Annotated in this window: 12 protein-coding genes and 2 pseudogenes; 6 read left to right on the forward strand and 8 right to left on the reverse strand. The window is 68.6% G+C overall.

Going from position 1 to position 20392, the window contains the following annotated elements:
* Window positions 1–126 precede the first annotated feature (126 nt).
* Window positions 127–1275 (forward strand): aldose epimerase family protein, encoded by a 1149-nt coding sequence (locus ACFQE0_RS04420; protein WP_378967446.1) that lies wholly within the window; start codon window positions 127–129, stop codon window positions 1273–1275.
* Window positions 1272–3065, forward strand: a complete 1794-nt coding sequence (locus tag ACFQE0_RS04425; protein WP_378967449.1) for an IlvD/Edd family dehydratase — start codon at window positions 1272–1274, stop codon at window positions 3063–3065. Before ACFQE0_RS04420 ends, ACFQE0_RS04425 begins: the two co-directional genes overlap by 4 nt.
* Window positions 3066–3208: 143 nt before the next feature.
* On the opposite strand, the gene ACFQE0_RS04430 is transcribed toward ACFQE0_RS04425, so the two are convergent.
* The 5 genes and pseudogenes from ACFQE0_RS04430 to oxlT all read right to left on the reverse strand — a co-directional run bounded on the left by ACFQE0_RS04430 (window position 3209) and on the right by oxlT (window position 11445).
* Window positions 3209–3949 (reverse strand): FadR/GntR family transcriptional regulator, encoded by a 741-nt coding sequence (locus ACFQE0_RS04430; protein ID WP_378967451.1) that lies wholly within the window; start codon window positions 3947–3949, stop codon window positions 3209–3211.
* Window positions 3950–4012: 63 nt separating this feature from the next.
* Window positions 4013–7285: a PAS domain-containing hybrid sensor histidine kinase/response regulator gene (locus ACFQE0_RS04435; RefSeq protein ID WP_378967453.1), complete on the reverse strand. Its 3273-nt coding sequence runs from the start codon at window positions 7283–7285 to the stop codon at window positions 4013–4015.
* Between the two features lie 136 nt (window positions 7286–7421).
* Window positions 7422–8954 (reverse strand): acyl--CoA ligase, encoded by a 1533-nt coding sequence (locus tag ACFQE0_RS04440; RefSeq protein ID WP_378967455.1) that lies wholly within the window; start codon window positions 8952–8954, stop codon window positions 7422–7424.
* A 38-nt stretch (window positions 8955–8992) separates the two neighbouring features.
* Window positions 8993–9999, reverse strand: a pseudogene (locus ACFQE0_RS04445) (2-dehydropantoate 2-reductase).
* Window positions 10000–10134: 135 nt separating this feature from the next.
* The gene (oxlT, locus tag ACFQE0_RS04450) at window positions 10135–11445 is read right to left on the reverse strand and encodes an oxalate/formate MFS antiporter (RefSeq protein WP_378967457.1); all 1311 of its coding nucleotides are present in this window, start codon (window positions 11443–11445) and stop codon (window positions 10135–10137) included.
* 288 nt (window positions 11446–11733) lie between these two features.
* Here oxlT and ACFQE0_RS04455 point away from each other — a divergent pair, with 288 nt between their 5' ends.
* On the forward strand, window positions 11734–12999 hold the full coding sequence (locus tag ACFQE0_RS04455; RefSeq protein WP_378967460.1) for an MFS transporter: 1266 nt from the start codon (window positions 11734–11736) through the stop codon (window positions 12997–12999).
* A 61-nt stretch (window positions 13000–13060) separates the two neighbouring features.
* Here the strand turns inward: ACFQE0_RS04455 and ACFQE0_RS04460 are convergent, their stop codons facing one another.
* Window positions 13061–13495 carry a GlcG/HbpS family heme-binding protein gene (locus ACFQE0_RS04460; RefSeq protein ID WP_378967462.1) on the reverse strand — a complete coding sequence of 145 codons (435 nt, stop codon included), beginning with the start codon at window positions 13493–13495 and terminating at the stop codon, window positions 13061–13063.
* A 427-nt stretch (window positions 13496–13922) separates the two neighbouring features.
* Between ACFQE0_RS04460 and ACFQE0_RS04465 the strand changes: the two genes are divergently transcribed.
* Window positions 13923–14165, forward strand: a complete 243-nt coding sequence (locus tag ACFQE0_RS04465) for a hypothetical protein (RefSeq protein ID WP_378967464.1) — start codon at window positions 13923–13925, stop codon at window positions 14163–14165.
* 30 nt (window positions 14166–14195) lie between these two features.
* Here the strand turns inward: ACFQE0_RS04465 and zigA are convergent, their stop codons facing one another.
* Window positions 14196–15416: a zinc metallochaperone GTPase ZigA gene (zigA, locus tag ACFQE0_RS04470; protein WP_378967467.1), complete on the reverse strand. Its 1221-nt coding sequence runs from the start codon at window positions 15414–15416 to the stop codon at window positions 14196–14198.
* Window positions 15417–15581: 165 nt separating this feature from the next.
* A complete protein-coding gene (locus tag ACFQE0_RS04475) occupies window positions 15582–16922 on the reverse strand; it encodes a dicarboxylate/amino acid:cation symporter (protein ID WP_378967469.1) in 1341 nt (446 codons plus the stop codon).
* Between the two features lie 277 nt (window positions 16923–17199).
* Between ACFQE0_RS04475 and ACFQE0_RS04480 the strand changes: the two genes are divergently transcribed.
* Together ACFQE0_RS04480 and ACFQE0_RS04485 are read left to right on the forward strand one after the other, a co-directional pair.
* A complete protein-coding gene (locus ACFQE0_RS04480; RefSeq protein ID WP_378967471.1) occupies window positions 17200–19029 on the forward strand; it encodes a sensor histidine kinase in 1830 nt (609 codons plus the stop codon).
* A pseudogene (locus tag ACFQE0_RS04485) lies at window positions 19026–20365 on the forward strand (sigma-54-dependent transcriptional regulator). The gene ACFQE0_RS04480 and the pseudogene ACFQE0_RS04485 overlap by 4 nt, the downstream one beginning before the upstream one ends.
* The last annotated feature ends 27 nt before the right edge of the window (window positions 20366–20392 follow it).

A 20392-nucleotide genomic window follows, 5' to 3' on the forward strand; every position in this document is an offset into this window, starting at 1 on the left:
TGGCCTGATGCAATCAGGCCGGAAACGGCTCCGGGTGCCGGATGATTGTCAGCCTATTTGTCTGAGTATAGAACGAGCCGGTCCGGGCAGGCCGTCGCCGATGACGGCGCCGGATGAGGGCTCGGCATGCGGGATTGGACAGCGGCGATCCTGGGGGCTTGCGCCCTCCCGGCCGCGGCGGCGGCGGGCGAGGCGACACGCGCTCCCTTCGGCACCCTGCCCGATGGGAGGGTGGTCGAGGAGGTCACCCTCACCAACGGCACGCTCACCGCGCGGATCATTGCCTGGGGCGCGGCGTTGCGCAGCCTCGATGTGCCGGATCGCGATGGGCGTCACGCCGACGTCGTGCTCGGCTATGCCGATCTCGCCTCCTATCTCGGCAAGTCGAACTATTTCGGCGCGAGCGTCGGCCGCTACGCCAACCGCATTCGGGGCGGTCGCTTCACCCTCGACGGGCGCGATTACACCCTGGCCCGTAACGACGGGCCGAACATGCTGCATGGCGGCAAGGAGGGGTTCGACCGGCGACTCTGGAGCATCGAGGCCGTCGAGGGCGGCGCGACGCCCTCCGTCACCCTCCGCTACGTGAGCCCGGACGGCGAGGAGGGCTTTCCCGGCACCCTGACCGCCACCGTCACCTACACGCTCTCGGCAGCGGATACCCTGCGGATCGAGTACCGGGCTACGACCGACCGGCCGACCCTCGTGAATCTGACGAACCACAGCTATTTCAACCTTGCGGGCGAAGGCTCCGGCCGTTCGATCCTCGACCACCGGATCATGATCCCGGCGGATCGCTACACGCCGGTTGACGAGACCCAGATCCCCACGGGGGAGATCGCGCCGGTCGCGGGCACGCCGTTCGATTTCCGTGACGAAGAGCGGATCGGGGCCCGCATCCGCGATGGGCGCGCGGTGCAATTGCTGCGCGGACACGGCTACGACCACAATTACGTGCTTGGCGACGCGCCCTCGGACGAGCCGCGTCTTGCCGCCCGCGTCACGGACCCCGCCTCGGGCCGCGTGCTCGAAGTGGCGAGCACGGCGCCGGGGGTCCAATTCTATACGGGCAACATGCTCGACGCGACGACGGTGGGGAAATCCGGCCTGGCCTACCGCCAGTCGGACGCCTTCGCCCTGGAGCCGGAGCTGTTCCCCGATACGCCGAACCAGCCCGCCTTTGGCTCGGCCCGGCTCGATCCCGGCGGCATGGTCCGCAACGTGATCACCTACCGCTTCCCGTCCCCCTCAAGCCCGGATCGGACCGCCCGATGACCGACGCCCCCCGCACGCTCCGCTCCAGCGCGTGGTTCGACAATCCCGACAATATCGACATGACGGCGCTCTACCTGGAGCGGTACCTGAATTTCGGCCTGAGCCTGGAAGAGCTGCGCTCCGGCAAGCCGATCATCGGCATCGCGCAGACGGGCTCCGACCTGTCGCCGTGCAACCGCCACCACCTCGTCCTGGCCGAGCGCATCCGTGAGGGCATCCGCGAGGCGGGGGGCATCGTGCTGGAATTCCCGGTGCATCCGATCCAGGAGACCGGCAAACGCCCGACTGCCGGTCTCGATCGCAACCTCGCCTATCTCGGCCTCGTGGAATTGCTGCACGGCTACCCGCTCGACGGCGTGGTTCTCACCACCGGTTGTGACAAGACCACTCCGGCCTGCCTCATGGCGGCGGCGACGGTGAACATCCCGGCCATCGCCCTCTCGGTCGGGCCGATGCTGAACGGCTGGTACAAGGGCCAGCGCACGGGTTCGGGCACCATCGTCTGGCGCGCCCGCGAAATGCTCGCGGCGGGCGAGATCGATCATGACGGCTTCATCAAGCTCGTGACCTCGTCGGCGCCCTCCACCGGGTTCTGCAACACGATGGGCACGGCCACGACCATGAACACTTTGGCCGAGGCGCTGGGCATGATGCTGCCCGGCACCGCCGCCATCCCCGCCCCCTACCGCGATCGGCAGGAGGCCGCCTACCGCACCGGCAAGCGCATCGTGGAGATGGTCGCGGAGGATCTGAAACCCTCCGACATCCTCACCCGCGACGCCTTCCTCAACGCCATCGTGGTGAACTCGGCGATCGGCGGCTCGACCAACGCGCCGATCCACCTCGCGGCCATCGCGCGGCATGTCGGGGCCGAACTCGATGTGACCGACTGGCAGACCTACGGGCTCGACGTGCCGCTCCTCGTGAACCTGCAGCCGGCCGGCGCTTACCTCGCGGAGGATTACTACCGCGCCGGCAGTCTTCCGGCGGTGGTGGCGCAGTTGATGGACAAGGGGCTGATCCGCGAGGGCGCCCTGACCGTCAACGGGCACAGCATCGGCGAGAATTGCCGCGGTGCGACGATCGAGGACGAGGACGTGATCCGCCCCTTCGACACGCCGCTCAAGGCGGCGGCGGGCTTCCTCGTGCTGAAGGGCAACCTGTTCGACGCGGCCATCATGAAGACCAGCGTGATCGGGGAGGACTTCCGCGCCCGCTACCTCTCGAACCCGGACGACCCCGAGGCCTTCGAGGGCCGCGTCGTGGTGTTCGACGGGCCGGAGGATTATCACCACCGCATCGACGACCCGTCGCTGGACATCACGCCGGATACACTCCTCGTGATGCGGGGCGCGGGGCCGGTGGGCTATCCCGGCGCCGCAGAGGTGGTGAACATGCGCCCGCCCGCGCATCTCATCAAAGCGGGCGTCTTCGCCCTGCCCTGTCTCGGCGACGGGCGGCAATCGGGCACCTCGGCCTCGCCCTCGATCCTCAATGCCTCCCCCGAGGCAGCGGCAGGCGGCGGCCTCGCGCTGCTGCGCACGGGCGACCGGGTTCGGATCGACCTCGGCCGGGGCACCGCCGACATGCTGATCCCGGAGGAGGAGATCGCAGAGCGCCGCCGGGCGCTGGAGGCGGCGGGCGGCTACGCCTATCCCGCCTCGCAGACTCCTTGGCAGGCGATGCAGCGGGCCGTGGTCGGCCAGCTGCACACCGGCGCCATCCTTGAGGGCGCGGAGGCGTTCCAACGCATCGCCCAGACCAAGGGCCTGCCGCGCGACAACCACTGAGGGACGCTTCCCTCTCCGTCGTCTTTGCGAGCGTCAGCGAAGCAATCCAGGGACACGCCTCGTTCGGAAGCGGCCCGCAGCCCTGGATTGCTTCGCTCCGCTCGCAATGACGGGAAAGGTCTGCAGGTCCGACCCGCGCCCCCTCACGCCTTCATCGACATCTCGGTGTCGGCAAGGGCGAGGCGGATCAGCTCGGACATCGCCTCCCGTGCCAGGGCCGGGTCCCCGGCGCGGATCGCCTCGTAGAGGGCGCGGTGGTCCGGCACGGGGTTGCGCGGCAGGGCCCGCAGGCGCTGCTTGTAGAGTGTCGTCCAGCTGATCGCCGCCGCGATGGAGCTCGACAGGGACAGGAGCGGCGCGTTGCGCGTCGCCTCAAGGACGGCGTGGTGGAAGGCCCTGTCGGCCGCGCGGCCCTCGGGCGTGGTGAGGCCGTGATGGGCCATGGCATCGAGCGCCCGCTCCATCCGCGCGAGGTCCGCCTCCGAGCGGCGCTCGGCGGCGAGCGCGGCGGCGGCGGGCTCCACGATCTGGCGCAGTTCGAACAGGTCGCGGATGAAGGCTTCGCTCGGCTCGGATTCGAAGGTCCAGGCCAGGATATCGGGATCGAGAAGGTTCCACCGGCTGCGGGCGCTCACCCGCGTGCCGGTCTTGGGCTTGCTCTCCACGAGCCCCTTGGCGCTCAGGATGCGCATGGCCTCGCGATAGGCAGTGCGCGAGATGCCGAGTTGCTCGGAGAACTCGATCTCGCCCGGCAGCACCTCCCCCGGCGCGTGGCGCCCGGCGAGGATCGCGATGCCGAGGGTGCGCGCCACAGAGCCGTGGATCCGCTGCTTGGCCGTGGCCGGGGGATGCTGTCCGCCCTCGCCGTCGGTGCCGCGTCCCACCCGCTCCTCCCCTCAGCCCCGTTCCGCACTAATCATCGGTGCGGCGCAAGGCGAGTCCCTGCCTCACGCCGCGCGCATGAGGCCGATCTCGGTGACGACCGCCGCGCTGTAGCGCCTGAGGTCGGTCAGAGCCGTCTCGTAGTCGAGTCCGTCGCGGCAGGCCGCCTCGACCTCCCGGCATAGGCTGGCGAGATCCGCGAAGCCGAGCATGGCGGAGGCGGCGATCATCGAGTGCGCATCCTGAGCGAGGCTCTCGCGGAGCCATGGCCCGGATTCCCGGCCGAACCGGGCGTCGAGTTCGGCGGCGAGGGCCTGGAGCAGGCTCTGGACGCGCTCCTGCCCGATGGTGCTCGCGATGGCGTCGAGAGCCGCGGATTCCGGAACGGGCCGAAAAGAAGCGTCGGCCGACTCGGCCGACAGGCAGCGGTCGATCGCGTCGAGGAGCTCGGCGCGGGCAAAGGGCTTTCCCACATGGCCGCCCATCCCGGCCGCGCGGAACTCCGCGACCTGTTGAGGCAGCACGTTGGCAGTCAACGCGATGATCGGGATGCGGGCCTTGGGGCCGTCGAGGGCGCGGATCGCACGGGTCGCGCTGACGCCGTCCATCACCGGCATCTGCACGTCCATCAGCACGACATCGTAGAGGTTCGTCTCCACCGCCCGGACCGCCGCCGCGCCATCCGGTACTACGTCGACCGCATGCCCCTCGGATTCGAGGATCGCGCGGGCGAGATCCTGGTTCAGGGGCACATCCTCGGCCAGCAACAGGCGGCGCGAGATGCGCGTCCGGCTTTCACCCACGGCGTGCTGGGCCTGAACCGGCGCCTCGGCCCGCGGCAGGCTGATGGTGAACGAGAACGAAGCCCCCCTGCCCTCGGCGCTCTCGACGCGGATCGCGCCTCCCATCAGTTCCACGAGGCTCTTGCAGATGGACAAGCCGAGACCGGCGCCGTCATGGGCGCGGCGATAGGAGCCGTCGACCTGGCTGAAGCGGCGGAACAGCCGGTCCTGCTTGTCTGCGGGGATGCCGATGCCGGTGTCGCTCACGCGGAATTCGAGATCGACGGTGTCGTCGCATGCGCCCGAAAGCGAGATGGCGAGGTCGACCCGGCCGGCGGGCGTAAACTTGATGGCGTTGTTGAGAAGGTTGAGCAGCACCTGCCGCAGCCGGTCCTCATCGCCCTGGACCCATGCCGGAATGGCGGGATCGAAGGCTACGCCCAGGGCGAGGCCCTTGGTCTGTGCGAAGCCGCGCACGATCGACAGGGTGTTGTCGACGAGGAGGGAAAGGGCGAAGGGGCGCGCCGCGATCTGGACCTGCCCCGCCTCGATCTTCGACACATCGAGCACGTCGTTGACGACAGTGAGCAGGGCCGCGCCCGCCGAGCGGATCCGTTCCCCGTACTGGCGGACGCGCCCGGTGACGCCGCCATCCTCCAGCAGCAGATCGGCATAGCCGATGATGCCGTTGAGCGGCGTGCGGATCTCGTGACTCATGGAGGCCAGGAATTCCGATTTGGCGCGGCTTCCGGCCTCGGCGAGTTCACGCGCCGCCTCGGCCTCGCGAGTGCGCTCCGCGACCCTTTGGGCGAGGGTGCCGTTGAGTGTGCGCAAGCCTTCCTCGGCGGCGATGCGGGCGGTGTCGTCGCGAACGGTCAAGACCGCGCCGATCTGGCCGCCATCCTGGCCGCGCAGGGGCTGCGCGTTGCCGACCGCGATCACCTCGGCCCCATCCGGCCGCCGGATGCGCCAGCGGGCCTCGCGCACCGTCTCGCCCCTGACCGCACGGGCGAGCGGCAGATCATGAGGCGGGTAAGGCTCCCCCTCCTCGGTGAACAGATGGTAGGTGTCGCTATAGGCGTCGGGCTCGACATCGAGCCGCGAGACCCCGTGGATCGCGGCCGCCGCGACGTTGACCAGAGTGATCCGCCCGGCCGCATCGGTGACGATCACCCCTTCGGCCAATTGGGCGAGGATTGCGGCGCTCGCGGCCGACGTGAAATCGGACCGCGCCTGCATCGCCCTCAGGCGCTCCTCGGCCTCGGCCCAGTTCTGCGCCTGGCCGGACCGGGCCACCTCCTCCGCCGCCACCCGCGCGGAGACGTCCCGCAGGATCGAGACGAAGCCGTTCGGGACCCCGCCGCCGTCATGGACCAGCGAGAAGGCCAATTCGAGCCAGACCCAATGCCCGTCCCGGTGTCTGTAGCGCAGCACGGTGAGCGCGCTGTCCTCGCGCCTGCTCAGCAGCGCATCGAGGGCACGCGAGAAGGCGGGCATGTCGTCGGCATGGATGAAGTCGCGCGGGGCGGTGCCGACCAGTTCCGCCGGATCGTAACCGAGGATCGGCGTCACCGCGTGCGAGACGTAGCGGCGGGTCGTGTCGAGGTCGCTGAAGACGATGATGTCGCTCGCGTGCTCGGCGATGAGCCGGTAGCGGCTCTCGCTCTGGCGCGTATCCACCGGACCGGAGACAGCGCCTCCCTGGTCCAGGAGGGCGCGCAGGGCCGCATCCGCCGCAGCGGCTGCCTCGGCCAGGCGGGTCTGCTCGGTGACGTCGAGGCAGATGCCGTGGATCGCGACGAGCCGTCCCGCCGGATCGCGTTCGTCGATGCCCCGCACGCTGACGTGGCGGATCTCCCCGTTGGGGCGGACGATGCGCGAGCGGTGTTCGTAACCGCCGCGGGCCAGGACCCCGCGCCCGTTGACGGCGCGCTCGATCCGGCGGCGGACCTCGTCGCGATCCTCCGGATGGTAGAAACCGCAATGGGTTTCGAGCGGAACCAGATCGAGGATCGCGTTGCGGCCGAAGATCGTTGCGATGCCCGCCGACCACGACAGGGCCCGCGCCGCGACGTCGAGGCGCCAATACCCGAACGACGCGGTCTGCTCCGCGATGCGGCGGGCCGCCTGGGCATGGGCGTTGCGGGTTTCGCTGGCCGCGAGCTTGTCTTCGGCCTCGTCGGCACGCAGGGCGACCGTCGCGAGGCGAGCGGCATCGGCGAGGCGGACCCAGACCTCTGCACCGGGCTCCGGTTGGCCCTCGCCGCCGAGAACGCAAAGGAGGCCGCGCCAGCCGCCATCCGCCGCCCGAAGGGATACGCAGGCGCAGAAGCCGGGCTCTCCCGGCAGACCGCGCATCAGCAGGGTGTCCGAGGCGCGGTCGATCTGCGCGACGAAGGCATCCGACAGAGTCAGGAGCCCGGCGCGTGCCTCCTCAAGCTCGCTCCGGCCGGCGACGTGCAGCCCTCCGGGGCCGTCGAGCAAGGCGAAGCTGGCCTTCCCCTCCCCGATAGCCCTGGCGACCGCGCAGGCGGAATCGAGAATCGCGCGGTCCACGTCGGAAGGTCTCACGATGCCTGGGGCCGACAGGAACTCGTGCCGGTCAGCCGATCAATCGTGAGCAGCTGATAATTGTTTGTTACGGCCCAGTCATCCCAGACGAAAGATCGGCCGGGCCGTCAACGACTTGTGATCAGGCGAGCCCGAGTTTCTGGGCGAGGCCGATGCGCTGAAGCTTGCCGGTGGCGCCGCGCGGAATCTCATCGAGGATGAGGATGCGGGCCGGGACCTTGAACGCCGCGAGCCGCTCCGAGGCGAAGCCGCGGATCTCCTTCTCCTCGGCCGCGAGGCCCTCTCGCAGGACGATGGCGGCGGCCACCTCCTCGCCGAGCTTGTCGTGCGGCAGGGCGAAGGTCACGCATTGCAGCACGGCCGGGTGATCGAGGAGGATCTCATCCACCTCGCGCGGACTGATCTTCTCGCCGCCGCGGTTGATGATCTCCTTCAGACGGCCGGTGATGGTGAGGTAGCCATCCTCAGACAGGGTGCCCTGGTCTCCGGTGCGGAACCAACCCTGGCGGGTGAAGGCCTCGGCATTGGCCTTCTCGTTGTTCTCGTAGCCCTTCATCACGTTGGGACCGCGGATGACGATCTCGCCGGTCTCGCCGGTCGGCAGAGGCTCGCCGTCGGAGCCGACCACCGCAATCTCGGGCCCTGCCGCGAGGCCGACCGAGCCGGGGCGGTTCGTCTTCGGGGGTAGCGGGTTGCACGCCATCTGGTGGGCGGCCTCGGTCATGCCGTAGGCCTCGACGACGGGGGCTCCGAAGGTCTCTTCCAGTTCGCGCAGCACCTGCGGTGGCAGGGAGGCCGAGGAGGAGCGGATGAAGCGCAGCGGGCTGCCGGCGATGATCTCGCGGTTGCGCCCCGCGCGGCCGAGGATCGCCTGATGCATGGTCGGCACGCCCGTGTACCAAGTGGGCTTCACCTCCTCCATCCACGCGAAGAACTTGAGGGCGTTGAAGCCCGGCGTGCAGGAGACCTGCCCACCGGCCGAGAGCGGTGCCAGGATGCCCGCGATCAGCCCATGGATGTGGAACAGCGGCATGATGTTCAGGCCGCGATCCTCGTGCGTGAAGGCCAGGCTCGTGCGGATGTGGCGGGCCGAGGCGCAGACATTGCCCTGGCTGAGCGGCACGATCTTCGGGCGCGAGGTGGTGCCGGAAGTGTGCAGCACCAGGGCGACGTCGCCTTCCTGCGCGAGTCCACCCTCGGAGGCGGGTGCGCCCGCTTCTTCGGCGAAGGACAGGGTAAAGCTGCCCGCGCCCTGATCCGGCGTCGGCTTCAGGCGGGCCACCGCCATCCCGAGCTTCTCGGCGACGGCGACGGCGGGAGATTCGCTGCCCTCGGCCACGACCAGCAGCTTCGCCCGCAGATCGGTGAGGTAGAACTCGAACTCATCGGCCTTGTAGGCCGGGTTCAGCGGCGCCGAGGTGGTGCCCGCCGCGACCGCGATGAAGGCAGCGGCCATTTCGGGCCCATTCGGCAGCACGATGGCGACCCGCTCGCCACGTCCGATGCCGCGGGCGTTGAGATCGGCCACGGTGCGGTCGGCGAGCGCGCGCAGGCCCGCGAAGGTCAGCGGCACGCCGCCGGGGCTCGACAGGGCGGGCGCCTCGTCCGCGCCCGCAGCGATGAGATCACGAAGGGTGGTTGCGGATGCGGCCACGTCGGCCTCCTCGGATGTCGTGTCGTGTGGGAAATGCGTCAGGCGGAGGCGATGGCCAAGCGACCATTCGCCCGCTCCAGGCTTTGCGCCAGGAGCCGCATCAACGCGTAGACGCTGTCGATATGGGGCGTCGCCACCCCGACGAGGCGTCCGAGCTCGATCACCGAGCCGACCAGAGCCTCGAGTTCGATCGGGCGTCCGGCCTCAACGTCCTGCAGCATCGAGGTCTTGTGTGCGCCGACCTTCTCGGCGCCCGCGATGCGCCGGTCGATCCCGACACGGAAGGTGATGCCGAGCGTATTCGCGATCTGCTCGGCCTCCTTCATCATCTCGGTGGCGAGTGCCCGCGTGTCGGGGAAGCGGCAGATGTCTTCCAGCGTGGCGTGGGTGAGCGCGGAGATCGGGTTGAAGCTGAGGTTGCCCCAGAGCTTCAGCCAGATCTCGGCCCGGATGTCGGAGGTGACGGGCGCCTTGAAGCCTGCCTTGGTCAGACGCTGCGAGATATCGAGCACACGCTCGGACTTCGAGCCGTCGAGTTCGCCGAGACCGAAGCGGTTGCCTTCGATGACCTTCACCGTGCCCGGATCGGTGAGGACGGCTGCCGGATAGACCACCGAACCGACGACCCGGCGCGGGTCGAGATGCTGCGCGATGAGACCGCCCGGATCGGCGGTCTCGATCTGCGTGCCCTCGTATTGGCCGCCATGCCCCCCGTGAAGTACCACCACGGGATCCCGTTCTGCATCGTCACGACGTTGGTCTCGGGGCCGATCAGGTGGTGCAAGTCGGCGGCGATGGGGCCGACCTGATGCGCCTTCACCGTGAGCAGCACGAGGTCGTGCGGCCCGGCCTCCTGCATGGAGCGCGTCGCCTTGACGTTGCGGGCGTGGACCTCCGTCCCGTCCTCCTCGATCAGCTTGAGGCCGTCGCGGGCGATGGCCTCCGCGTTGGACCGGGCGATGAAGGTGACGTCTTCGCCGGCCTCGGCCAGCTTCACGCCGAGATAGCCGCCGATGGCGCCAGCGCCGACGATCGCGATGCTCATGAGATTATCGTCTTCTGCACGGGGTTCGGATCACGGGCCGCCCGGAGGCGGCTTCGGTTCAGCTAGAGCGCATTCCGACGAAGGGGATGCCGGTTCGTCGCCGGAATGCGCATTGTGACAGGGTCCCGGCGCCCGTCAGTGGCTGGCGGCCACGAACTTCGCGCGCATCGGCTTCAGCACGAACAGTGCCAGGAAGGCGGCGAGGAACGCCATGCCCGAGGCGACGTAGAACACCATCTGCCAGCTCCCGGTCTGCGTCTGGATCGCCAGGAAGGCGGGCAGGAGCAGGGAGGCCGTGCCCTTGGCGGTGTAGAGCAGGCCTGCATTGGCCGTGGCCTGCTTGTCGCCGTAGGTGTCCGCGCAGGTCGAGGGGAACAGCGAGTAGATCTCGCCCCAGGCGAAGAACACGAGGCCGGTGAGCAGCACGAAGGCGAAGGGGCTATGCGCGAACAGGCCCAACGCCAGGATGCCGAAGCCCTCGATGGCGAAGGCCAGCACCATGGTGTTCTCGCGCCCGATGCGGTCCGAGACCCAGCCGAAGAAGGGCCGCGTGACGCCGTTCAGCACCCGGTCGATGGTGAGCGCGAAGGTGAGCGCAGGCAGCGTCAGGCCGAGGATCGAGACCGGCACGCCATCAACATGGAAGTCCTTGGCGATCGGCGCGAGCGAGGCGGTCGCCATCAGGCCACCAGCGGCCATCAGCACGAACATCAGGTACATCAGCCAGAAGACCGGCGTGCGCACCATCTCCGACGGAGCGTATTGACGGCGGGTCACGACGTTCGCGGTCTGGCGCCCGGCGAGCATCCGGTCCTTGTAGCCCGCATCGGGGGCCATCAGCAGCAGCGAGGCGAGCATCACGATGATGCCCTGGCCGATGCCGAAGACGAGGAAGGTGTGCTCGTAGCCGCTGTCGCGGATCATGGCCGCGATCGGCACGACGGTCAGGGCCGAGCCCGCACCGAAGCCCGCCGCCGTGAGCCCGGCCGCGAGGCCGCGCCGGTCCGGGAACCACTTGAGGGCGTTGCCGACGCAGGTGCCGTAGACCGCGCCCGCACCGATGCCGCCCACCGCCGCCGCCGCGTAGAGCATGGGCAGGGAGTCGGCATAGGCGTTCATGGTCCAGCCGAGGGCGCACAGGGCGCCGCCGAACAGCGTGACCACCTTCGGGCCGTAACGGTCCACGAACCAGCCCTCGATTGGCACCAGCCACGTCTCGGTGAGGACGAAGATCGTGAAGGCGACCTGAATCGCGGGCTTGCCCCACTGGAACTTGTCGTTGATCGGATTGACGAAGAGCGTCCAGCCGTACTGCATGTTCGCGATCATCGACATGCACAATACGCCGAGGACCAGCTGCCCCCAACGGCCAAGGGCGGGAGCACGCACTCCGGCTCCTGTAAGGACGGCGGGTCCCGGCGTGGGATCTGCGGCTGGCATAGCCATGTAAGGCAGGCTCCTCTGCGATCTGAATGCTGAGGGCCAAGGTTCTAATCGAGTAAATAATCGATACAATATGCCAATCGACCAGATGAGCGATTGTAGAGCGGCAAAATATTTTCGCAGCGTTCGGAAAAATTTGAACTGCGCCGCACCATTCCCTGTGTGCGATGCGGCAGTCCCGCCCCTGCCCGAAGCAACGCCGCCTTGCACGGGATCGCGTACCAGCCACCCCGGCTTCAGCGCATAAGGCGCCCGGGGCGGGGCGAGGACGCGAAGAAGGACGCACGCGAGATGAGCGCGCACAGGGTCGAGGATGCGCTGGCGGCCGCCGCGCCGGTGGCGGCGATCGACGGGGCCTCGCCGGTGGTCCCGCCGCCGCAGGCTCGCGCCGAGGCGACGACTTACGGCATCCTCGCGGCACTCAGTCTGTCGCACCTGCTGAACGACCTGATCCAGTCCCTCGTGCCGGCGATGTACCCGCTGCTGAAAAGCAGCTTCGGCCTGGATTTCGGGCAGATCGGCCTGATCACCCTCACCTTCCAATTGACCTCGTCGCTGCTGCAGCCGGTGGTCGGATTCTACACCGACAAGCGCCCGAGCCCGTTCTCCTTGACGGTGGGCATGACCTGCTCGCTCCTCGGCATCGTGCTGCTCGCGAATGCATGGTCCTACGGCGCACTGCTCGTCGCAGCGGGCCTCGTGGGCATGGGCTCGTCGGTCTTCCACCCGGAATCCTCGCGCATGGCGCGGGCGGCCTCCGGCGGGCGCTACGGGCTGGCGCAGTCGGTGTTCCAGGTGGGCGGCAATACCGGCCAAGCCCTCGGCCCGCTGCTCGCGGCCTTCATCGTGGTGCCGAACGGCCAGCACAGCGTGATCTGGTTTTCGCTCGCCGCCCTCGCGGGGATCGGCGTCCTGGCCTGGGTCGGCACGTGGTATCGGGCACGTCTGGCGGCGGCGAAGCGGATCGCGAAGGCGGCGGTCGACCGGCAGGGGCTCAGCCATCGGCGGATCGCCGCCACGATCGGCATCCTGATCGTGCTGATCTTCTCGAAGTTCTTCTACATGGCGAGCTTCAGCTCGTACTACACATTCTATCTGATCGACCGCTTCCACGTGTCGGTGCAGACCTCGCAGCTATGCCTGTTCGTGTTCCTCGGCTCCGTGGCGACCGGCACCCTGGTCGGCGGACCGGTGGGCGACCGGATCGGCCGCAAGGCGGTGATCTGGGGCTCGATCCTGGGCGTGCTGCCCTTCACCCTCGCCCTGCCCTATGCCAGCCTGCCGGTGACGGTCGCGCTCACCATTCCGATCGGCATGATCCTGGCCTCGGCCATGCCCGCGATCCTCGTCTACGCGCAGGAACTGCTCCCCGGCCGGGTCGGGCTGGTGAGCGGCCTGTTCTTCGGCTTCTCGTTCGGGATGGGCGGGCTCGGGGCGGCGGTGCTCGGCGAGGTCGCGGACCAGACGAGCATCGGCTTCGTGTACCGCCTCTGCGCCTTCCTGCCCGCCATCGGCCTGCTCGCGGCCTTCCTGCCCCGCATCAGGCCCGCGCGCTGACGGCCCGCCCGTGGGGTCGGCCCATCTCCGTCGCCGGGGATGGGCCGATCCGGTGGCTGGATCAGGTGCGCCAGGGATGGGCGGGCAGTTCCGTGCGGCCGATGGCGCGGGCGCCCGCCTCGGCGACCGTATGGTCGTTCTCGACGGTGGAGCCGGACACGCCGATCGCCCCCGACATGACACCCTCTTCGTCCACGATCGGGATGCCGCCGGGGAAGGTGATCAGCCCGTCATTCGAATGCTCGATGCCGTAGAGCGGGCCGCCGGGCTGCGAGAGCCGGCCGATCTGCCCGGTCATCATGCCGAAGAACACCGAGGTCTTGGCCTTCTTCTGCGAGATGTCGATGGAGCCGACCCAGGCATCGTCCATCCGGTGGAACGCCTTCAGATTACCGCCGGAATCCACCACCGCGATGCACATCTGCGTGCCGAGCTCCTTCGCCTTCGCCTCGGCGGCTCGGATGGCCGTGAGGGCCTGGTCGATGGTCACGTGCATGGCGTTCTCCTCCTCAACTGAGACAAGCGAGGCTATAGGAGCCCCCGGATCGCTTCAATGCAGGCTCGAAAGGAGGGAACGCAGCGAACTTAACTTACGTTGCTGCAGCGCATAACGGGGAACGAGCGAGGAGTTACATAGGTGCTTGGCCGCAGGTGCGAGTTGAGAAACCTTCCGATGTGCGGCGCAATACGATGGTTTCGGCCCACATTCCAGGATTGGTTGTTTACCATTTTCATAAAGCAAGTTGATCGGAAGGGATGGGTCGCACCACCACACTTTCGAATTCAAAGATGCTGATTACTGAGTTCAATTTTGCTGCTTTCATTTCATCAGTTCATGCGGTAGGTGTTCTGTATAGCGTAATTCCGTGATTCGGACGGCAGCAGGCGAAGCCCGCACGGGATGCGCATGGGGAGTCACCATCATGTCGAGCCTCGCAGAGGCAGTGCCGGCCGTGACGAACGGCTTTGCCGAACGTCGTGCGATCGCCCGCGCCAACGCGAATTGGTTCCGTAGGCTCGCCGTACGCGCCCTGCACGACGGCTGCCCTGGCGCCACGCAGCGGGCCGCGAACGCGCGGAAGGCGGCGCGGTTGGTTCTCGCTCAGGCTCGCCGCGAAGCGGTGGTGCAGCGGATGCTGGAAACGACGGCGCAGTTCGCCGTCTGACCACGCCTGCGCCGCTCCGCCTGAGACACCTCAGGCGGCCCTCTGCCAGACGGGGAAGGGATCCGGCAGGCCCTTGTAGGGGGCCGGATCGAACGGCGCGCGATCGGCGCCCGTCTCCACGAGACAGGAATCCAGGGCGGAGCGGATCGCCGCCTCGTCCATGCCCGTTCCGATGAAGACGAGTTCCTGACGGCGGTCGCCCCAGATCTCGCTCCAGACGGTGTGAAGCCGCTCGCGGAACTCGGTCTCCTCCGGCCAGCGCTGGCGTGGCACCGCCGACCACCAGAAGCCCATGGCCGAAACCCGTGCCACCGCCCCGGCCAGCGAGAACTCACCAACCCAGTTCGGGCGCGTCGCCAGCCAGAAATGCCCCTTGGCCCGGATCAGGCCCGGCCACGTCGCGTCGATGAACGCCTTGAAGAGCCCCGGATCGAAGGGCCGCCGGGCACGGTAGACGAAGGAGGTAATGCCGTATTCCTCCGTCTCCGGCACATGCTCGGCCGCGCCGTAGAGTTCCTTGAACCACAGAGGATGGCGCTGCGCCTTCTCCTCATCGAACAACCCCGTGTCGAGGATGTCGGCGAGGGCGGCCCGGCCGTGATCCGTTTCGACGATCCGCGCATCGCCGTTGAGGCCCCGCACCACCGCGCGCACCAGAGCCAGTTGCTCGGCAGAGACGTCCCGCGCCTTATTGATCACCACCACGTCCGCGAACTCGATCTGCTCGACCAGCAGGTCGACCAGGGTGCGCGTATCCTCTTCACCCGCGGTCTCGCCGCGCTGGCGGAGAAAGTCGTTCGAGCCGTAATCCTTCAGGAGGTTCACGGCATCGATCACCGTGACCATCGTATCGAGACGGGCAACATCCGCGAGGCAGCGCCCCTCCTCGTCGCGGAACGAGAAGGTCGAGGCGACGGGCAGCGGCTCGGCGATGCCGGTACCCTCGATCAGGAGGTAATCGAACCGGCCCTCCTCCGAGAGGCGGCGGACCTCGGCCAGGAGGTCGTCCCGCAGCGTGCAGCAGATGCAGCCATTCGTCATTTCCACGAGGCGCTCATCCGTCCGCGAGAGGCCTGCGCCACCGTCGCGCACGAGGTCGGCGTCGATGTTCACCTCGCTCATGTCGTTGACGATCACCGCGACGCGGCGGCCGTCGCGATTGTTCAGGACATGATTGAGAAGCGTGGTCTTCCCGGCCCCGAGGAAGCCGGACAGCACGGTGACGGGCAGGCGGGTATCACGGGCGATCATGGGCAACCGGCGATGAGCAATGGGGTCGGCCAGGATCATAATGTAATAACATTACAATCTCAAGCGCTGCTCTGAGCCATGACGGTGGGGCACCCCACAAACGAATCCGCCCCGGCGGGGGCCGGGGCGGATCCAACTCTCGGGTTTAGGTATAGGGGGCGTCGCTTATTCGGCGGCGTGCAGCACCGGCGCCGTGGCCGGGGCGACCGGCTTGCCACCCAAGGCGGCGGCGAGCTTGGCCTCGTCGACCTCACCCTCCCAGCGGGCGACGACGATGCAGGCGACCGCGTTGCCGATGAAGTTGGTGAGGGCGCGGCACTCGGACATGAACCGGTCGATGCCGAGGATGAGCGCCATGCCGACCACCGGCACCGAGGGCACCACCGCGAGCGTCGCCGCCAGCGTGATGAAGCCCGAGCCCGTGACGCCCGCAGCGCCCTTCGAGGAGAGCATCGCCACGAGGAGCAGCAGGGCCTGCTCGCCGAGCGAGAGCGGGGTGTCCGTCGCCTGGGCGATGAACAAAGCCGCCATCGTCATGTAGATGTTGGTGCCGTCGAGGTTGAACGAGTAGCCGGTGGGAACGACGAGGCCGACGACGGGCTTCGAGCAACCCGCGCGCTCCATCTTCTCCAGCAGGGAGGGCAGCGCCGACTCGGACGACGAGGTGCCGAGAACGAGGAGCAGCTCTTCCTTGATGTAGCGGATGAGGCGGACGATCGAGAAGCCGTTGTACCGGGCGACCGCGCCGAGCACGAGGAACACGAAGATCGCCGAAGTCAGGTAGAAGGCGCCCACGAGGTAGGCGAGGTTGGCGAGCGAGGCGATGCCGTACTTGCCGATGGTGAAGGCCATCGCGCCGAAGGCGCCGATGGGGGCGACTTTCATGATGATGTTGACGACGCCGAAAATGGCTTCCGACAGCACCTTGACGATGTCGAGCACCGGCTTGCCGCGCTCGCCCAGGAAGGCCAGCCCGAAACCGAACAGGATCGAGAAGAACAGGACCTGAAGGATCTCGCCGCCCGCGAAGGCGCCGACCGCCGTCGAGGGGATGATGTTCATCAGGAACTCGACGATGCTCTGCTCCTTCGCCTTGCCGGCGTAGGTCGCGATCGCCTTGGGATCGAGGGACTTGGGATCGATGTGCAGGCCGTTGCCCGGCTGGAGCACGTTCGCGACGATGAGGCCGACGATGAGGGCCAGCGTCGAGAAGGTGAGGAAGTAGAGCAGCGCCTTGCCGCCCACCCGGCCGACCTTCTCGAGGTTCGTCATGCCCGCGATGCCGGAGACCACGGTGAGGAAGATCACCGGGGCGATGATCATCTTGACGAGCTTGATGAACGCGTCGCCCAGCGGCTTCATGTCCGCGCCGAGCTGCGGATAGAAATGGCCGAGCAGGATGCCGATGGCCACGGCCACCAGCACTTGGAAATACAGCGTGCGGTAGATCGGCTTCGGCTTGGCCGGCGGGTGAGGCGCGGTAAGGGGAGACGGTACGGCTGCCATCTTGGCATTCCTCCTGTGCGAGAGACGAAGCGCGACGGTTTCGCCGTCACTCTTGCTTTTGGCCTCGGGGGCGGCAGTCATGCGGTAAAGGCAGGACTGCGATACGTCTGAGGAATGGCAACCCATGTGCCAGCTCCCGGACAGGTTGAAGGAATTTTTAAACCATTGTGATGACTTATCTTTTTTGGGTTTCTTCGGCGGCGTTCGAAACCGCCCTTCTGGAATTCCGCACGGGCGGGTCCGAAGCTTTCCGGGGTTCCGCACCGGGAACCTTTCGGTGAGCGCCCTTTCCGGACCTGGCCCGAAGGGGGGACAGGGGCGAGTCCTCGCCCTGATCCTCGGCCTCGTGGCGATGGCCGTCGCCGCCTGGATCGCCGGGCGGGCGGCCGAACGATCCGCGCTCGCCGACCTCGACCGGCAGGCCCGCGCGACGCTCTCGATCCAATCCGCCGCCCTGCACGCCGAGATGCAGCGCCAGACCTCCCTGCCGCTCGCCCTCGCCTCCGATCCCGAGATCGGTGCCGTGCTGCGCGAGGGCGCGCCGCCCGATCTCGCAGAGCGGCTGAGCGCACGGCTCAAGGAGATCGCGGGGGCGACCGGCGCGGCCGTGATCTACGTGATGCGCCCCGACGGCCTGACCGTGGCGGCGAGCAACGCCACCGAGGAGCGCGGCTTCCTCGGGCGCAATTACGGATTCCGGCCGTATTTCCGGGATGCCTTCGCCAAGGGCTCGGGCTCGCAATTCGCCCTCGGCACGGTGAGCGGACGGCCGGGCTTCTACCTCGCCCGGCGGGTCGGGGACCGGCTCGGCGTCGTGGTGGTGAAGATCGAGTTCGACGGGGTGGAGGCCGCGTGGCGGGCGGCGGGTGAGGCCCTGTTCGTCACCGATCCGCGCGGGATCGTGCTGGTGGCGAGCGATCCGTCCTGGCGGCTGCGGACCTTGCGCCCCCTCGACGACGAGGCCCAGGCGCAGATCCGCGAGGGGCAGGAATTCGGCGACGTCCCGCTCACCGCGCTTCCCCTCCACCCCGCGCAGGATGGGCTGGTACGCGTCGGCCGTGGCGCCGAACCCGCGCGGCTCGCCGTGGTGCGCGATGCCCCCGTCGGGGACACGGATTGGCGCATTCACAGCCTGACGCCGATCACCAAGGCGGTGGCGCGGGAGCGGGCTCAGGCGCAAGTGATCGCGGTGCTGGCCACGGGACTTGCCGGATTCGGCCTCACGGTCTGGCTCGCCCGCCGCGCCCGGATGCGCAACCGCCTCGCCGAGGCCGCGACGCGGCGCGCCGAATTGGAGGAGCGGGTGGCCGAGCGCACCCGTGCCCTCAGCGCCGCCAATGACAGGCTGCGCGACGAGATGGCCGAGCGCGAGCGGCTCGGCCGGGAACTCGCCCAGGCCGGTCGGCTCGCCGCCCTCGGCCAGTTCGCCGCGAGCATGGCGCACGAGATCAACCAGCCGCTCGCCGCGATCCGCTCCTATGCCGACAACACCGGCAAGCTGATGGAGCGCGGACGTGTGCAGGACGCCGTGGAGAACGTCGCCGCGATCGGTCGTCTCACCGACCGGATCGGCGGCCTTACCCGGCAGTTGAAGGGCTTCGCCCGCCGCGCCTCCGGCCGCCGCGAGCCGGTGGAGGTCGCCGCCCTGTTGCGCGGGGCGCTCGAAGTGGCGACCGCGCGGGCCGAGGCGGACGGCACGCCGCTGACCGTCTCGCAGGCCCCCGGCCTCGCGGTGATCGGCGATGCCTCCCGGCTGGAACAGGTGCTCGTGAACCTCGTGCAGAACGCCCTCGATGCGGTGGCCGGGCGCCCGAGCCGCCATGTCGATGTATCGGTGACCCCGGAGGCCGAGCGCGTCGCCATTGAGGTGCGCGACGACGGGCCGGGCATCCCCGAGGCCGCGCGGGGGCAGATCTTCGAGCCGTTCTTCACCACGAAGGCGGATGGGCTCGGCCTCGGCCTCGCCATCAGCCGCGGCATCATCGAGGAGTGCGGCGGCACGCTGAGCGTGCGAGACGCCCCCAGCGGCGGCACGGTGTTCCGGGTAGAACTGGTGCCTGCGGACAGGACCGAGGGCCGCCCAAGGGAGACGGAGGCGAGCGCATGAGCGGGGATGCAGCGGAGCGCGTCGTCTTCATCGACGACGAGGAGGATGTGCGCCGGGCCAATCGGCAGAGCCTGGAACTCGACGGGCTCGTTGTCGAGACCTTCGGGGATGCGGAATCGGCACTGTCCGCGATCCTCGAGGAAGCGCCGGGCGTGGTGGTGAGCGATGTGCGCCTGCCCGGAGCGGACGGACGCACCCTGCTGGAGCGGCTGCACCGGATCGACCCGGATCTGCCGGTGATCCTCATCACCGGCCACGGGGACATCTCCATGGCGGTGGCCGCGCTCCGGGGCGGGGCGGTGGATTTCCTGGCCAAGCCGTACCCGGCCGACGCCCTGGTCGCCTCCGTGCGCCGGGCCTTGGAGCGGCGCAAGCTCGTGGTGGAGAACCGGCGTCTGCGCGCCAGCCTCGACGCGGCCCTTGATGAGGACCCCGCCTTCCTCGGCGTCTCGCCCGAGATGGTCCGGCTGCGCCGCCTCGTGCGTGACGTGGCGGCGGCGGATGTCGACGTGCTGGTGCTGGGCGAGACCGGCTCCGGCAAGGAAGTGGTGGCCAGCGCCCTGCACCGCTGGAGCCGCCGGGCCGAGCGCAACTTCGTTGCGATGAATTGCGGGGCCCTGCCCGACAGCGTGGTGGAGAGCGAGCTGTTCGGCCACGAGGCGGGCGCCTTCACCGGGGCCCTCAAGCGCCGGATCGGGCGGATCGAGCACGCGCAGGGTGGCACCCTGTTCCTCGACGAGATCGAGAGCATGCCGCTGCCGCTTCAGGTGAAGCTGCTGCGCGTCCTGCAGGAGCGGACGGTGGAACCGCTCGGCACCAATGAGGTCCGGCCCATCGACATGCGCGTCGTGGCCGCCACCAAGGTCGATCTCGGCCTGGAGGCCGCGCAGGGCACGTTTCGCGATGACCTCTACCATCGCCTGAACGTCATCACGGTGGCGATCCCCCGCTGCGCGACCGGCGGGAGGACGTGACGCTGCTGTTCCAGCACTTCCTCGCCAAGGCCGCCACCCGCTTCGGCCGCGAGGCGCCGCCGGTCACGCGGGCGGTGCGCGACCATCTCCAGCGCCATAGCTGGCCGGGCAACGTGCGTGAACTCGGCCATTTCGCGGAACGCTGCGCCCTCGGCTTCGCGCCGGAGGACAAGGCGGCCGAACCCGCACCGACCCCGACGCTGGCCGAGCGGGTCGAGCGGTTCGAGCGTGACCTGATCCGCGACGAGCTGATCGTCGCGGGCGGGGACGTGCGCCTCGCCGCCGAGGCCCTGGGCGCCCCGCGTAAGACACTCTACGACAAGATTGCCCGCTACGGCTTGGTGCCGACCGATTACCGCTAGCAAGCGGTGGACGAAGATACGCTGCAA

Source organism: Methylobacterium komagatae (genome assembly GCF_042661665.1).
Classification (GTDB): domain Bacteria; phylum Pseudomonadota; class Alphaproteobacteria; order Rhizobiales; family Beijerinckiaceae; genus Methylobacterium; species Methylobacterium komagatae.

Bases quoted from the DNA above. Each gene is read 5' to 3' on its own strand.
- ACFQE0_RS04460 (WP_378967462.1), bottom strand. From the start codon at position 13,495: ATGCACGTGACCATCGACCAGGCCCTCACGGCCATCCGAGCCGCCGAG.
- oxlT (WP_378967457.1), bottom strand. From the start codon at position 11,445: ATGGCTATGCCAGCCGCAGATCCCACGCCGGGACCCGCCGTCCTTACA.
- ACFQE0_RS04425 (WP_378967449.1), top strand. From the start codon at position 1,272: ATGACCGACGCCCCCCGCACGCTCCGCTCCAGCGCGTGGTTCGACAAT.
- ACFQE0_RS04465 (WP_378967464.1), top strand. From the start codon at position 13,923: ATGTCGAGCCTCGCAGAGGCAGTGCCGGCCGTGACGAACGGCTTTGCC.
- zigA (WP_378967467.1), bottom strand. From the start codon at position 15,416: ATGATCGCCCGTGATACCCGCCTGCCCGTCACCGTGCTGTCCGGCTTC.
- ACFQE0_RS04475 (WP_378967469.1), bottom strand. From the start codon at position 16,922: ATGGCAGCCGTACCGTCTCCCCTTACCGCGCCTCACCCGCCGGCCAAG.
- ACFQE0_RS04420 (WP_378967446.1), top strand. From the start codon at position 127: ATGCGGGATTGGACAGCGGCGATCCTGGGGGCTTGCGCCCTCCCGGCC.
- ACFQE0_RS04455 (WP_378967460.1), top strand. From the start codon at position 11,734: ATGAGCGCGCACAGGGTCGAGGATGCGCTGGCGGCCGCCGCGCCGGTG.